The following is a 13,147-nucleotide window of genomic DNA, read 5'->3' on the forward strand; positions in this document are numbered from 1 at the left end:
GACCGACCGGCCGAGCGTGCGAATATGGGCGGCGTGACCGCCGCCAGTGCCGCTCCTATTGTGCTCGTCCTCGGCGACGAGGAGCTGCTCGCCACGCGCGCGGTGTCCGAAACGGTAGCCGCCGCCCGGGCCGCCGACTCCGGCGTCGACGTGCGCGAGTACCAGGCCGGTCAGCTCACCGTCGGTGAGATCGACGAGATGCTCAGCCCGTCGCTGTTCGGCGGGCGTCGGGTGCTGGTGCTGCGGTCCGGTCAGGACGCTCGCAAGGACCTGGTCGCCGCCCTGCTGGCGTACGCCAAGAATCCCGACCCCGAGGTACAGCTCGTGGTGACGCATCTCGGTGGCGCGAAGGGCAAGGCGTTCGCCGACGGTCTGAAGTCGGCCGGTGCCCGCGTCGTGCCCGCCGCGAAGCTGAAGGGCCACCGCGATCGGGTGGCCTTCGTCCGCGACGAGTTCCGCCGGGACGGCGGGCGCTGCACCGACGACGCCGCTGAGGCGCTGCTCGCCGCGGTCGGCAACGACCTGCGCGAACTCGCGGCGGCCTGCTCCCAGCTGATCGCCGACACCGACGGCCGGATCGGCGCCGACACGGTGGCGCGTTACTACCGGGGACGGGTGGAGGTGAGCGGCTTCACGGTGGCGGACGCCACGATGGTCGGTGACCTGCCGGGTGCCCTGGAGGCGCTGCGCTGGGCGTTGCACGTGGGGGTGGATCCGGTGCCGATCGCCGATGCCCTCGCCGACGGCATCCGTACGGTCGCCCGGGTCGCCTCGGCCGGCCGGGGCAGCCCGTACCAACTCGCCAGCAGCCTGGGCATGCCGCCCTGGAAGGTGGAACGGGCCCAACGGCAGGCCCGTGGCTGGACCCCCGACGGTCTGGTCCTGGCCATGCGGGCGGCGGCGGAGTGCAACGCGGCGGTCAAGGGCGGCTCCGACGACCGGGCGTACGCGCTGGAGAAGGCGGTCTTCTCGGTGGCGGCCGCTCGGCGGGGCGGCGCCAGGTGAGCGGAGCCCTCCGTGGCTCGTGGGCCACGATCCCGGCCGAGGAGGAGCGGTACCGGCCGTTCTACGCGCGGGCGCTCGGCCTGCGGTTCGTCAACCCGGGCGGGGTGCTCTGCTTCATCTTCTTCGAGGGGGCGATCGCGCTGGCGGCGCTGCTCGCGCTCGCGGAACTGGTGACCTGGTGGGCGGTGCTCGTGCTACCCGCCACGGTGGCCGTGATGGTCAAGCTCAACGATCTGGTGGCCGCCGCGGTGGTGCGCTCCGCCGCGGCCGTACCCGAGCAGGAACGCGACCGGTTCCGTCAGCAGATGGAGCCGGTGGTCGGGCGTGCCCGGGTTGACTGGCTGCGGCACAGCGTGCCCGGGGTCGTGGTGCGGCCAGAGTCGGCGGAGGTGGCGCACCCCGGTGCGGCGCGGCAGCGTCCGCCTGCTCTCGGCAGTGGGCCCGACCGGTCCATGGACGGCGCGGGTGGGGCCGCGCGCGGCGGGGGCCACGGTGCCGAGGCGGCGGACCGAGGTGGGCCGCCAGCGAATCGGGATGACGCCGGGTCTCGACCGGGCACCACCGAGCCCGGGTCCTGATCGGGCGATCGCCTGACGAAGGACGGAGCACGACCCGTGGACGGACGTGCGGAAGCCCCGAGGCATCGCCTCGGGGCTTCCGTCAGGACTGGGCGCTAACTCAGGAGGCGAGCGACGCGACGCGCTTGGCGATCGCGGACTTGCGGTTCGCGGCCTGGTTGCCGTGGATGACGCCCTTGCTGGCAGCCTTGTCCAGCTTGCGCGAGGCATCCTGCATGAGGGCGGTGGCCTTCTCGACGTCACCGGCCTCAGCAGCCTCGTTGAACTTACGGATGGCGGTCTTCAGCGACGACTTGACCGACTTGTTACGCAGCCGGCGCTTCTCGTTCTGCCGGTTGCGCTTGATCTGGGACTTGATGTTCGCCACGCGACAGCCTCGTCTTGATAGCTCGGGTTGGTCAGCTTGTGCGCGCGACGAGCATGCGTCATCGCTGCGCGAAGAGCCAGGTTACCAGGTCGGCTCGAACGGGCCAAAACAGCCTCTCGCCAACCGGGGCGGGTGCGGGCGGCGGGTGCGGTCAGGTCCAGGCTTGGCGGTGGGAGAGCCAGGCGAGGGCCTGCTCGCCGGTCCACCGTTGGTGCGCGGGCAGGTGAGTCGACGCCGTGGGTGGCGCCGATGTCGCGGCGGTGAGGTGGTAACCGGCCAGGGCGGCAAGCGTGACGTCCAGCGCGTCGCCGGGCGCACCGGCGGCGGCCGGATGAGCGGTGAACAACGAATCGACGTCCAGCCCGTCGGCGTACCCGGTGATCAGCAGGGTGACCAGGTCGAACCAGGCCGGCCCGTGGCACAGCCACGACCAGTCGCAGAACCAGGCCGCACCGGTGGTGTCGACAAGTACGTTGTCGACCCGCAGGTCGCCGTGGGTCAGCCCGGTCGCGGCGGCGGCGTACCCGGGCAGGCGCGACTCCAGCGCCACCAGCTCGGCCAGCCGTCCCCGGGCCGGTGCGGGCAGCGGCGGTACCGGTTCCCGGCCGGCGGCGACCTCGCCCCACCAGAGGATGTCCTCGCGCGCCAGGTCGGCGAGGTGGGGCAGGCCGAGGGCGGTCAACTCGTCCGGAGGGTCGGCGAGCGCCTCGGTGACGTCGGTGAACGCGGTGAGGGTGGCGGTCAGTTCGACCTGGTTCCAGGGCAGCCGTGGGGTGTGACCGTCGACGGCGTCGAGGCACAGGACGAACCAGCCCGCCTCCCACAGCGTCCAGCGGGGGCGGGGCACCGGCAGCCCGGCCGGCAGCCGGGTCAGGATCGCGGCCTCCCGGGCGTACCAGTCGACCAGCTGCGGCTGCTCAACGTGGGGCGCGGCCTTGACGAAGGCGCGGTGCCCGTCGGCGGTGCGCAGCAGCGCGGCGAAGCCACGGGTGAAGCCGGCGCCTGCGGTCCGGGCCTGGACCACCGGGGCGCCCAGCCGGGTGGCCACCGCGGCCCGCACCCGCTGCGGCAGGTCCGACCAGGCGGGTCGCTGGGCGGTGGCGTGGTACGGCACGGCTGGCGGAGACGGAACGCTCACCCGACCATGCTGCCCGGTGGCCGGCCGGGCGGCGACCTCCGGCGCGGATCCGGGCACCCGGGGTGGTGTCTGCCAGACTGGCGGGCCATGAGGACCGACGACTTCTGGCAGTTGATCGAGCGCGCCCGCACCGGCGGGGGAGATCCGGACGCCGTCGCCGCCCGGGCCGTCGCGTTGCTCGCCGCCCGTGATCCCGAGGAGATCGTCGGATACGCCCACCACCAGCAACGGGTCCTCGCCGCGTCCTACCGGGTCGATCTCTGGGGCGCCGCGTACCTGATCAACGGTGGTGCCTCCGACGACGGCTTCGAGTACTTCCGGGGTTGGCTGATGACCCAGGGACGGGAGGTGTTCGCCCGGGCGGTCGCCGATCCGGACTCGCTGGCCGAGCTGCCGCAGATCCGGTCCGCCTCGCTCAGCGGCGAGGAGTTCGAGTGCGAGGACATGCTCGCGGTGCCGTGGGACGCGTACCGCAAGGCGACCGCGACCGACCTGCCGGGGGAGCGTGCGGCGATCCGGCAGCCCGACCTGAACGACTTCTGGGACTTCGACGACGAGGACGAGGCCCGCCGTCGACTGCCCCGGCTCGCCGCCCTCTTCGTCGAGCCGCCGCAGGAGTGACGGACGCCCGGCCGATGTCCGCCGGGGACATGGGAGCATAGAGGGGGCCGGCGCGTGCCGGCCCGCTCACGTCAGCCGACCAGAACGGACCGCTGTGCCACCGACGCTCGATCCCGGCGCGAACGCTCCTGGTGCCACCGACCCGGCGCGGATCAGGAACTTCTGCATCATCGCTCACATCGACCACGGAAAGTCGACCCTGGCTGACCGGATGTTGCAGCTCACCGGTGTGGTCGATCCGCGGCTGATGCGCGCGCAGTACCTCGACCGGATGGACATCGAGCGCGAGCGTGGCATCACCATCAAGAGCCAGGCCGTTCGCATGCCGTGGACCATCCGGGAGGGCGAGCGGGCCGGCGAGCAGGCCGTGCTCAACATGATCGACACGCCAGGTCACGTCGACTTCACCTACGAGGTGTCCCGGTCGCTGGCGGCCTGCGAGGGCGCGATCCTGCTTGTCGACGCCGCCCAGGGCATCGAGGCGCAGACGCTGGCGAACCTCTACCTCGCGCTCGAGAACGACCTGCACATCATCCCGGTGCTGAACAAGATCGACCTGCCGGCCGCCCAGCCGGAGAAGTACGCCGAGGAACTGGCCCACCTGATCGGCGGCGACCCGGCGGACTGCATCAGGGTCTCCGGCAAGACCGGCGAGGGCGTGCCGTACCTGCTCGACGAGATCGTCCGGCAGTTCACCCCGCCGGTCGGTGACGCCGACGCCCCGGCCCGCGCCATGATCTTCGACTCGGTGTACGACGTCTACCGGGGCGTGGTCACCTACGTGCGGGTGATCGACGGGCGGATCAGCGCCCGGGACCGGATCAAGATGATGTCCACCGGGGCGGTGCACGAGCTGCTGGAGATCGGGGTCATCTCGCCGGAGATGGTGAAGGCCGAGGCGCTCGGCGTCGGCGAGGTCGGCTACCTGATCACCGGGGTGAAGGATGTCCGTCAGTCCCGGGTCGGTGACACCGTCACCATCAACAACCGGCCGGCGACCGAAGCTCTCGGCGGCTACAAGGACCCGAAGCCGATGGTGTACTCAGGTCTCTACCCGATCGACGGGTCGGACTACCCGGCGCTACGCGACGCGCTGGACAAGCTCAAGCTCAACGACGCGGCGCTCACCTACGAGCCGGAGACCTCGGGTGCCCTCGGCTTCGGGTTCCGCTGCGGTTTCCTCGGCCTGCTGCACCTGGAGATCATCCGGGAGCGGCTGGAGCGGGAGTTCAACCTCGACCTGATCTCGACCGCGCCGAACGTGGTCTACCGGGCCATCCAGGAGGACGGCGACGAGGTCGTGGTCACCAACCCCAGTGAGTACCCGACCGGCAAGATCGCCGAGGTGTACGAGCCGACGGTGCGGGCCACGGTGCTCACCCCCAACGACTACGTCGGCGCGGTGATGGAGCTGTGTCAGGGCCGGCGCGGCAGCCTGCTGGGCATGGACTACCTCTCCGCCGACCGGGTGGAACTGCGCTACACGCTGCCCCTCGCCGAGATCATCTTCGACTTCTTCGACCAGTTGAAGAGCCGTACCAAGGGCTACGCGTCGCTGGACTACGAGCCCTCCGGCGAGCAGGCGTCCGACCTGGTCAAGGTCGACATCCTGCTGCACGGCGAGCCGGTGGACGCGTTCAGCGCGATCGTGCACAAGGAGAAGGCGTACACCTACGGCACCACCATCGCGGCGAAGCTGCGCAACCTCATCCCGCGGCAGCAGTTCGAGGTGCCGATCCAGGCGGCCATCGGCAGCCGGGTGATCGCCCGGGAGACGATCCGCGCGATCCGCAAGGACGTGCTCGCCAAGTGCTACGGCGGCGACATCAGCCGGAAGCGCAAGCTGCTGGAGAAGCAGAAGGAGGGCAAGAAGCGGATGAAGATGGTGGGCCGGGTGGAGGTCCCGCAGGAGGCGTTCATCGCCGCACTCTCCTCCGACTCCGACGGCAAGGGCAGCGCAAAGAAGTGATCGCGCGGCGGCGCGCGTAGGGCGCCGCCGTCCCGACGGACGCCCGGCCACCTCGGCCGGGCGCCCGTCCGCGTTGGGCCGGGTGGCGCGATCTTTCGGGGTGGGTCGCGACCTCTCGGCCAGAAAAGCCGGTTTGGGATCTTCGTGGGTCGGGCATTAGGCGGTCACGACAGGAACACCACAAACGTTGAACGTCTTTCGTGAAGGAGAGCGATCATGGAGCTCACCGTCTGGGGCATCATCACCGCCCTGATCGTTGGTCTGATCGTCGGTGCGCTTGGCCGACTGGTGGTGCCGGGCCGTCAGAACATGCCGATCTGGCTGCACATGCTCATCGGTGTCGGTGCCGCGCTGCTCGGCACCGTGATCGCCCGCGCGTCCGGCTTCGCCGAGACCGCCGGTATCGACTGGCGGGAGCTGCTGCTCCAGGTGCTGCTGGCCGCCGTCGCCGTCGCGCTGGTCGCCGGTGTGGGCCGCAACCGCCGGGGTGTCACCCACCGGTAACCGCTGAACCTGTCGAAAGGCGCCCGACCGTCGAGGTCGGGCGCCTTTCGCATGCGTACGCCCGGAGGCGGATCGACCTGAGGCGTCCGACGGTGGGCGAGGGCGGCGCGCCGGGGCCGTTCCCCGTAGAATGTGATCATGACGGGCAGGGTGGCATCGGTGAACGTCGGGATCGTGACCGAGGCGGCGTGGGCCGGTGCGGCGAGCGGGCGCAGCGGCATCGACAAGCGACCCGCCGATGCGCCGGTGCTCCTGCGCTTCGACGGCGTGGCCGGCGACTTCATCGGCGAACGGGCCCACCACGGTGGCCCGGACCAGGCCGTCTACGCGTACGCGGGGGAGGACGCGGCCTGGTGGGAGGCCGACCTCGGGCGAACCATCCGCCCCGGCGGCTTCGGCGAGAACCTCACCACGTACGCGGTCGACGTGACCGGTGCCGTGATCGGCGAGCAGTGGGCCGTCGGCGAGGCGCTGCTCCAGGTGACCATGCCGCGCACGCCGTGCCGGACCTTCGCCGGCTTCTGGGGCGTACCGGATCTGATCAAACGGTTCACCGCGCGGGCCACCCCCGGTGCGTACCTGCGGGTGCTCCGCGAGGGCGCGGTGGGAGCCGGCGACCCGATCGAGATCGTGCACCGGCCGGCGCACGGGGTGACCCTCGGCGAGGTGTTCCGCGCGCTCAGCCTGGAGCCGTCGTTGCTGCCCGGGCTGCTGGCGGCCGACGAGCTGCCCGAGCCGATCCGGGAGAAGGTGCGTCGCCGTGTCGGCGAGCCGGCCGGCTGACGGACCGGCAGGTCCGTCCGGAGATGACACGACAGGCCCCGCGGCCACGTCCAGGCGTGGCCACGGGGCCTGTCGTCACTCCTCCGGTCAGCGGAGCCAGGGGATGTTGCGGTTGAGTAGACCGCGCTGCTTGAGTTCCTTGCGCAGCGGGATCTCGTCGTCGATGTAGCCGTCCCAGTTGATGCCCCAGTAGTTGGCCGTGTGGGTGCCCTCACCGAGCAGCTGACGCTGCACCGGCGTGCGGTTGCGGTACCACTCGCCGTCCTTGTCGGGGTGCAGCTCGTCGAGCGGGCGGATCCACCGGTAGGTGTAGCCGACGAACAGCATCTTGCGGGTGATGTTCGACAGGTTCGTCGACCGGGAGTGCCACTGGCGGCGGTCGAAGATGAAGGCGTCGCCCGGGTTGGCGGTGATCTCGACGGTGCCCTCCGGGTCCGGGTTGTGCACGCTCAGGTCCGTCGGGCGGGGCAGCGAGTTCCACAGGTGGCTGCCGGGGATCACCTTCGTCGCGCCCCGGCCCTTCTCCGACAGGTCGGAGAGCACGTAGGCGACCTTCAGCGAGAACATCGGCCGCGGCAGGTTCGGGTCCATCGTCTCCGGGTCGGAGTTCTGCCGGTACCCGTCCTGGTGCCAACCCCAGTACGGCTTCTCGGGCTCCAACGCCGGCGGCGTCACGTCGAGGTGGTTGTGGTGGGTGTAGATGTTCCAGCCCGCCAGGCCCCACATGTAGGGAAACGCGATCGGGTGGGTGAGCAGCTCGCCGAAGAGCTCGTCACGCTCGAGGAAACCCAGCAGGTGCAGGGTTCCGTCCTTGGTGGTGTTGCCCTTGGCCTTCTCCTCCTCGTACACCCGGTCGACCGCGGCCTCGAGAGCGGCTCGGTGATCCTCGGTCAGGACGTTTCGCAGCAGGAGAAAGCCCTGCTCGTGGAACTCCTTGCGGTCGACGTCACTGATCGGTTCGTAGCCGGTCCGGTCGCCGTAGTCGAACGCCACGTCGTACCCCTCCCCAAGAGGTGAAACCATTTCTGGCACAGGCCGCCGATCGTAACGCGCGTCCGGACGGCCCGTGGGGCACCCCGTGACCTTTCCACGGGCATGGCGACTGATGGCGGTTGCTCGACTACCGCACGTCACCCAACGTGGCGAGACGGGGCCTTACGTGGGTAATTGCCGGTTTTTGCGGTGACTGCGGGTAAGGAGATCGGGGTCGGTCAGACGTCGGCGTGGACCTCGGCGAGAACCTCGGTGTCACCCCGGTCGCTGTCCGGCAACCGCTTCCAGTCGCCGCGCTTGGCGGTCCACTCCCGGCCGTCGAAGACGACCCGCTTCACCCCGTGCTCCTTCGCGTGGGAGACCAGCCAGTGCGTGTACCGCCAGCCGGCCCGCACGCCCTCGGCGGAGGTCGTCAGGCTGCCGGCGGGGCTCCGCTCGAAGTCGTTGATCCCCACCTTCAACAGGGTCGGGTTGCCGTAGCTGTCGACGGCGGAGCTGAGGTAACCCCGGCCCGCCCGCCGGTCGCCGTCGGAGGTGAGGGCCACCAGGCCCCAGTCGAGCGACAGCCCCTCGGTCAGGGCGGCGATGGCGGCGGCACCGCGCATCACCGGATCACCGCCCACCGAGCAGGTGACCGCCGTGGTGGCGTGCCCGAGCAGCGCCCGGGTGAGCACCTGCGACTCGTCGGCCCACTTCTCGTACGCCTCCGGGAAGGCCGAGCGCTGCACCTTCTGCGCCGCGTCGGTGACCCGCATGTCCTGCCAGCCGCGCACCTTCTTCAACGCCGCGTAGAACTTCCCCGCCGCGTACCGTGGGTCGCGGATCTGGGTCGCTGTGCCCCACCCCTGGCTCGGCCGCTGCTGGAACAGCCCCACGGAGTCGCGGTCACCGCCGGTCAGGTTGCGCAGCCCGGACTCCTGGTACGCGGTGGCGAGCGCCACCACCACCGCCCGCTCGGGCATCTCGCGCTGCACGCCGATCGCCGCGATGGTCGCCGCGTTCGCCATCTGCTGCGAGTCGAGCGTCACCTGGCCGTCGGCCTGCACCGTGCAGGCCCGGCCGGCCAGCGGGAGCCGTAGCCCGTCACCGGCCTGCCTGAGCACCACGATGATCCCGATCGCGGCGATCAGGACGAGGACCACGAAGCCCGTCGCGGCAGCCCGAGTTCGCACCCGCACCTCCTGTGTCAAGGTCCGCCAAGCGTACGTCCCGCATCGACCCGTACGTGTCGTCCGACCGGTTCCGTCCTCGCGCGGCACCCACGCGCAACCCGAGGTTCCCCGTCCCGGCCGTACCTCACCTACCGAGTTCCGCCACCCAGCGTGGTGCCCGCTTCTCCCGGAATGCGGTGACCCCCTCGACCCCGTCGGCCGACAGGAAGTAAGCGGTGGACAGCTCGGCCAGTTCGGCAAGTTCGGCGCGCAGGTCGACGGCGGGCGGACGGCGCAGCAGTCGCTTCGCGCCGGCCAACGCCGCCGGGGCGCCACGCACCAACGAGTCGCAGTACCGCCGCACCGCGGCGTCCAGTTCCTCGGTCGGCACCGCGGCGGTGACCAGGCCGATCTCGGCCGCCCGCCGGCCGTCGAAGGTGTCGCCGGTCAGGTACAGCTCGGCTGCCGCCCGGGTCGTCAGGTGGGGCAGCACCGTCGCGGAGATCACCGCCGGGATCACCCCGATCCGCACCTCGGTGAAGGCGAACGTGGCCTCGGCCGCGCAGACCGCCAGGTCGGCCGCCGCGATCAGGCCCAGACCGCCGGCCCGAGCCGGGCCGGCGACCCTGGCCAGCACCGGCTTCGGGCACTCCCGGACCGCCGCGAGCACGTCACCCAGCATCCCGGCGGGCACCGTGCCGCTGGCGTACGCCGCCGCGGTCTCCTTCAGGTCGGCTCCGGAGCAGAAGACCGGCCCGGTGTGGTCGAGCACGATCACCCGGACCGCGTCGTCGGCGACCGCGGCGGCCAGCCCCGCCAGCAGTTCGGTCATCAGCGGCGTGGAGAGCGCGTTGCGGTTGTGCGGACTGTCCAGGGTGAGCGTGGTCACCCCGTGGGCCGTGGCGACCCGCACGAGCGCGTCGGGAGAGGTCATGCCAGGGCACACTAGTGGCCATGCCCGGCGTCCTTCCAGCAGGCGAGCCCGTCCCGGCCGACGGGTCGCTGCCCGCGTCCGCCCGCGCGTCCGTGGGCGCCCGGGGTTTCGGGGTGTACGTGCACGTGCCCTTCTGCGCGAGCCGGTGCGGCTACTGCGACTTCAACACGTACACCGCCGACGAGCTGGGCGGTGGCACGAGCCGGGAGGGCTACACCGACACCGTGCTGGCGGAGCTGGCACTCGCCGCCCGGGTGCTGGCGGACGCACCGCCGCCCCGGGTGGAGACGGTCTTCGTCGGCGGCGGCACCCCCACCCTGCTGCCCGCCGACGACCTGGCCCGCATCCTCGACGCGATCGACCGGACCTGGGGGCTGGCCGCCGACGCGGAGGTGACCACCGAGGCGAACCCGGAGTCGGTGACGCCCACCTCACTGAAGGAGCTGCGCGCGGCCGGGTTCACCCGGATCTCGCTGGGCATGCAGTCGGCCGCGCCCGGGGTGCTCGCCGTGCTGGACCGCCGGCACAGCGCCGGCCGGGCCACCGCCGCCGCCCTGGAGGCCCGCGACGCCGGCTTCGACCACGTCAATCTCGACCTGATCTACGGCACGCCGGGGGAGCGGGCCGAGGACTTCGCCGCCTCACTGGACCAGGTGGTGACCGCGGGCGTGGACCACGTCAGCGCGTACGCCCTGATCGTCGAGGACGGCACCCGACTGGCCGCCCGGATGCGCCGGGGCGAGCTTCCGTACCCGGACGAGGACGTGGCCGCGGACCGTTACCTGGCCGCCGAGTCGGCCCTCGGCGCGGCCGGCTTCTCCTGGTACGAGGTCTCCAACTGGGCCCGCACGCCGCAGGCGCGCTGCCGGCACAACCTGCTCTACTGGACCGGCGGTGACTGGTGGGGCCTCGGGCCGGGGGCGCACAGCCACGTCGGCGGAGTGCGCTGGTGGAACGTCAAACATCCCGCCGCGTACGCCCAACGCCTCGCCGCCGGGGAGTCGCCCGGGCAGGCCCGGGAGGTGCTCACCGGCGACGAGGCGCACATGGAGGACGTCATGCTCCGCTTGCGACTGGCCGCCGGCCTGCCGCTCGACGTGCTGACCGACGCTGGGCGGGCGGGCGCGGCCCGGGCACTGGCCGAGGGCCTGCTCGACCAGCCCGCCCACGCCGCCGGCCGCGCCGTGCTCACCCTGCGCGGCCGATTGCTCGCCGACGCCGTGGTCCGCGACCTGCTGCCCTGATCCCCGTCATCAGACCGGCCGGCGCGGTCAGCGCTTCACGAACGAGTAGCTCATCGGGTAGCGGTACAGCGTCCCGTCGTTGGCCTTGACCCCGCCGATGATGCCGAAGATCACCGGCACGATCCAGACGAGCATCGGGATGAAGAACAGGACGCCGCAGGTGATCGCGGTGAGCACCCAGCTCAGCACGCCGACGATGGCCCAGGTGAGCTGGAAGTTCAGCGCGGCCACCGAGTGCGCCCGGGCGATCGGCGACTGCTGGCCACGGGTCATCATCGCGATCAGCGGCGCGACCCAGCCGAAGAGCCCGCCACCGACGACCACGCCGAGCGGGCCGCCGAAGTGCGCGATCAGCACCCAGGTCTTGTCCTCGTTGTTGGCGTAGCCACCGCCGGGAGCGCCGTAGCCGCCGGTCGGGTAGCCGACACCGGGTGATCCCGGCGGCGGATAGCCGCCGGGTGGGGGGTAGCCGGCCGGTGGCGGCTGGTCGCCGGTGGGGGGTGGATAGCCGCCGGGCGGAGGATAGCCGCCCTGGCCAGGCGAACCGGACAGTGGTGTCGTGGGTTCGTCGCCGGAGTCCGGGGGACGAGGTGGTTCAGTCATGGAGGCCACGGTAGGTGCCAGCGGCAACGGCGCACCAGAGCGACACCGGCGAGTGTCAACCCGCCGATCGGCTCGATGACGCCGGTGCTGACTTGATCATCGCGTGGACGGGGGCGCCGACGTAGACTGGCACTCGCTACAGTCGAGTGCCAGAGTGTTCCTCTGGCGGCCGTGACGCCGCGAGCTGACCTGCGACAGGAGGTGGCAAGGATGGGTCTTGACGACCGGAAGCTCGCCGTGCTCCGGGCGATCGTCGAGGACTACGTCGCCACCCAGGAGCCGGTCGGCAGCAAGTCGCTCGTCGAGCGGCACCAGCTCGGCGTCTCGCCGGCCACCGTGCGCAACGACATGGCCGTGCTGGAGGAGGAGGGCTACATCCGCCAGCCGCACACCAGCGCGGGGCGGGTGCCCACCGACCGTGGCTACCGACTCTTCGTCGACCGGTTGAGCCGGGTCAAGCCGCTCAGCCCGGCCGAACGCCGGGCGATCGAGCGCTTCCTGGCCGGCGCCGTGGATCTCGACGACGTGGTGCACCGCACGGTGCGGCTGCTGGCGCAACTGACCCGGCAGGTCGCCGTCGTGCAGTACCCGAGCCTGGCCCGGTCCCGGGTGCGTCACCTGGAACTGGTGCCGATCTCCACCACCCGGCTGATGCTTGTGATGATCGCCGACACCGGCCGGGTCGAGCAGCGACTGGTCGAGCTGCCCGCACCGGTCCCCGCCGACGACGTGCTGGACCTGCGCCGGCTGGTGAACGAGAAACTGGTGGGTGTCCGCCTGTCGGAGACCCCGCCGCTGGTGCAGACCCTCATCGACGACTGCGCGCCGCACCTGCGCCCGGCGATGACCACCCTGTCCACGGTGCTGCTGGAGACACTCGTCGAACGGCACGAGGAACGGCTCGCCCTCGCCGGCACCGCCAACCTCGCCCGGGGCGGCCTGCTCGACTTCCAGGGCTCGTTGCGGCCGATCCTCGAAGCGCTTGAGGAGGAGGTCGTGCTGCTCAAGCTCATCGGCGAGGTGGAGCCGAGCACACTGCGGGTGCGCATCGGCGACGAGAACGAGTACGACAACCTGCGGGCGGCTTCCGTGGTCAGCACCGGGTACGGCCCGGGCGCGATCATCGTCGGGGGGATGGGCGTGCTCGGACCGACCCGGATGGACTACCCCGGAACCATCGCCACGGTGAGGGCCGTGGCACGCTACGTGGGCGAGCTGCTGGCCCAGAACTGACAAGTCAGGGCCGACGGCAGGCTG

14 protein-coding genes are annotated in these 13,147 nt (G+C 71.5%); 8 read left to right on the forward strand and 6 right to left on the reverse strand.

The window, feature by feature from the left end:
* Positions 1 to 24 precede the first annotated feature (24 nt).
* The gene (holA, locus tag ENC19_RS24365; RefSeq protein WP_164449403.1) at positions 25 to 1,005 is read left to right on the forward strand and encodes a DNA polymerase III subunit delta; all 981 of its coding nucleotides are present in this window, start codon (positions 25 to 27) and stop codon (positions 1,003 to 1,005) included.
* The gene (locus ENC19_RS30605; RefSeq protein ID WP_281603239.1) at positions 1,002 to 1,583 is read left to right on the forward strand and encodes a hypothetical protein; all 582 of its coding nucleotides are present in this window, start codon (positions 1,002 to 1,004) and stop codon (positions 1,581 to 1,583) included. The genes holA and ENC19_RS30605 overlap by 4 nt, the downstream gene beginning before the upstream one ends.
* 100 nt (positions 1,584 to 1,683) lie before the next feature.
* Here ENC19_RS30605 and rpsT read toward each other — a convergent pair whose 3' ends face one another.
* A complete protein-coding gene (gene rpsT / locus ENC19_RS24375; protein WP_164449404.1) occupies positions 1,684 to 1,950 on the reverse strand; it encodes a 30S ribosomal protein S20 in 267 nt (88 codons plus the stop codon).
* A gap of 151 nt (positions 1,951 to 2,101) precedes the next feature.
* Positions 2,102 to 3,199: a phosphotransferase gene (locus ENC19_RS24380; RefSeq protein ID WP_166459095.1), complete on the reverse strand. Its 1,098-nt coding sequence runs from the start codon at positions 3,197 to 3,199 to the stop codon at positions 2,102 to 2,104.
* Here ENC19_RS24380 and ENC19_RS24385 point away from each other — a divergent pair.
* The 4 genes from ENC19_RS24385 (at position 3,176) to ENC19_RS24400 (ending at position 6,965) form a co-directional block, all read left to right on the forward strand.
* Positions 3,176 to 3,709, forward strand: coding sequence for a DUF4240 domain-containing protein (locus tag ENC19_RS24385; protein WP_164449405.1), 534 nt, complete (start codon positions 3,176 to 3,178; stop codon positions 3,707 to 3,709). The two genes, ENC19_RS24380 and ENC19_RS24385, sit on opposite strands and share 24 nt — an antisense overlap.
* A 94-nt stretch (positions 3,710 to 3,803) precedes the next feature.
* Positions 3,804 to 5,678 carry a translation elongation factor 4 gene (lepA, locus tag ENC19_RS24390; RefSeq protein WP_164449406.1) on the forward strand — a complete coding sequence of 625 codons (1,875 nt, stop codon included), beginning with the start codon at positions 3,804 to 3,806 and terminating at the stop codon, positions 5,676 to 5,678.
* Positions 5,679 to 5,894: 216 nt separating this feature from the next.
* Complete coding sequence (locus ENC19_RS24395; RefSeq protein ID WP_164449407.1) at positions 5,895 to 6,182, forward strand: GlsB/YeaQ/YmgE family stress response membrane protein; 288 nt, start codon at positions 5,895 to 5,897, stop codon at positions 6,180 to 6,182.
* A 138-nt stretch (positions 6,183 to 6,320) separates the two neighbouring features.
* Positions 6,321 to 6,965 (forward strand): MOSC domain-containing protein, encoded by a 645-nt coding sequence (locus ENC19_RS24400; protein ID WP_164449408.1) that lies wholly within the window; start codon positions 6,321 to 6,323, stop codon positions 6,963 to 6,965.
* 87 nt (positions 6,966 to 7,052) lie between these two features.
* Here ENC19_RS24400 and ENC19_RS24405 read toward each other — a convergent pair whose 3' ends face one another.
* The 3 genes from ENC19_RS24405 to ENC19_RS24415 form a co-directional block, all read right to left on the reverse strand.
* Positions 7,053 to 7,988, reverse strand: coding sequence for a phytanoyl-CoA dioxygenase family protein (locus ENC19_RS24405; RefSeq protein ID WP_164449546.1), 936 nt, complete (start codon positions 7,986 to 7,988; stop codon positions 7,053 to 7,055).
* A 188-nt stretch (positions 7,989 to 8,176) separates the two neighbouring features.
* A complete protein-coding gene (locus ENC19_RS24410) occupies positions 8,177 to 9,136 on the reverse strand; it encodes a hypothetical protein (protein WP_164449547.1) in 960 nt (319 codons plus the stop codon).
* A 118-nt stretch (positions 9,137 to 9,254) separates the two neighbouring features.
* Positions 9,255 to 10,043, reverse strand: a complete 789-nt coding sequence (locus ENC19_RS24415) for an enoyl-CoA hydratase-related protein (protein ID WP_164449409.1) — start codon at positions 10,041 to 10,043, stop codon at positions 9,255 to 9,257.
* A gap of 20 nt (positions 10,044 to 10,063) precedes the next feature.
* Here ENC19_RS24415 and hemW point away from each other — a divergent pair, with 20 nt between their 5' ends.
* Entirely contained in the window at positions 10,064 to 11,287 is a 1,224-nt protein-coding gene (hemW, locus tag ENC19_RS24420) for a radical SAM family heme chaperone HemW (protein ID WP_164449410.1), read from the forward strand.
* 27 nt (positions 11,288 to 11,314) lie between these two features.
* Here hemW and ENC19_RS24425 read toward each other — a convergent pair whose 3' ends face one another.
* The gene (locus ENC19_RS24425) at positions 11,315 to 11,890 is read right to left on the reverse strand and encodes a DUF4870 domain-containing protein (RefSeq protein WP_164449411.1); all 576 of its coding nucleotides are present in this window, start codon (positions 11,888 to 11,890) and stop codon (positions 11,315 to 11,317) included.
* A gap of 210 nt (positions 11,891 to 12,100) precedes the next feature.
* Between ENC19_RS24425 and hrcA the strand changes: the two genes are divergently transcribed.
* A complete protein-coding gene (gene hrcA, locus ENC19_RS24430; protein WP_164449412.1) occupies positions 12,101 to 13,123 on the forward strand; it encodes a heat-inducible transcriptional repressor HrcA in 1,023 nt (340 codons plus the stop codon).
* The last annotated feature ends 24 nt before the right edge of the window (positions 13,124 to 13,147 follow it).

This window comes from Verrucosispora sioxanthis (assembly GCF_010560025.1).
Classification (GTDB): Bacteria; Actinomycetota; Actinomycetes; order Mycobacteriales; family Micromonosporaceae; genus Micromonospora; species Micromonospora palythoicola.

Coding starts and splice junctions, on each gene's coding strand:
- ENC19_RS24400 (WP_164449408.1), top strand. CDS start 6,321: ATGACGGGCAGGGTGGCATCGGTGAACGTCGGGATCGTGACCGAGGCG.
- ENC19_RS24405 (WP_164449546.1), bottom strand. CDS start 7,988: ATGGTTTCACCTCTTGGGGAGGGGTACGACGTGGCGTTCGACTACGGC.
- ENC19_RS24415 (WP_164449409.1), bottom strand. CDS start 10,043: ATGACCTCTCCCGACGCGCTCGTGCGGGTCGCCACGGCCCACGGGGTG.
- holA (WP_164449403.1), top strand. CDS start 25: ATGGGCGGCGTGACCGCCGCCAGTGCCGCTCCTATTGTGCTCGTCCTC.
- hrcA (WP_164449412.1), top strand. CDS start 12,101: ATGGGTCTTGACGACCGGAAGCTCGCCGTGCTCCGGGCGATCGTCGAG.
- ENC19_RS24425 (WP_164449411.1), bottom strand. CDS start 11,890: ATGACTGAACCACCTCGTCCCCCGGACTCCGGCGACGAACCCACGACA.
- ENC19_RS24395 (WP_164449407.1), top strand. CDS start 5,895: ATGGAGCTCACCGTCTGGGGCATCATCACCGCCCTGATCGTTGGTCTG.
- ENC19_RS24385 (WP_164449405.1), top strand. CDS start 3,176: ATGAGGACCGACGACTTCTGGCAGTTGATCGAGCGCGCCCGCACCGGC.
- hemW (WP_164449410.1), top strand. CDS start 10,064: ATGCCCGGCGTCCTTCCAGCAGGCGAGCCCGTCCCGGCCGACGGGTCG.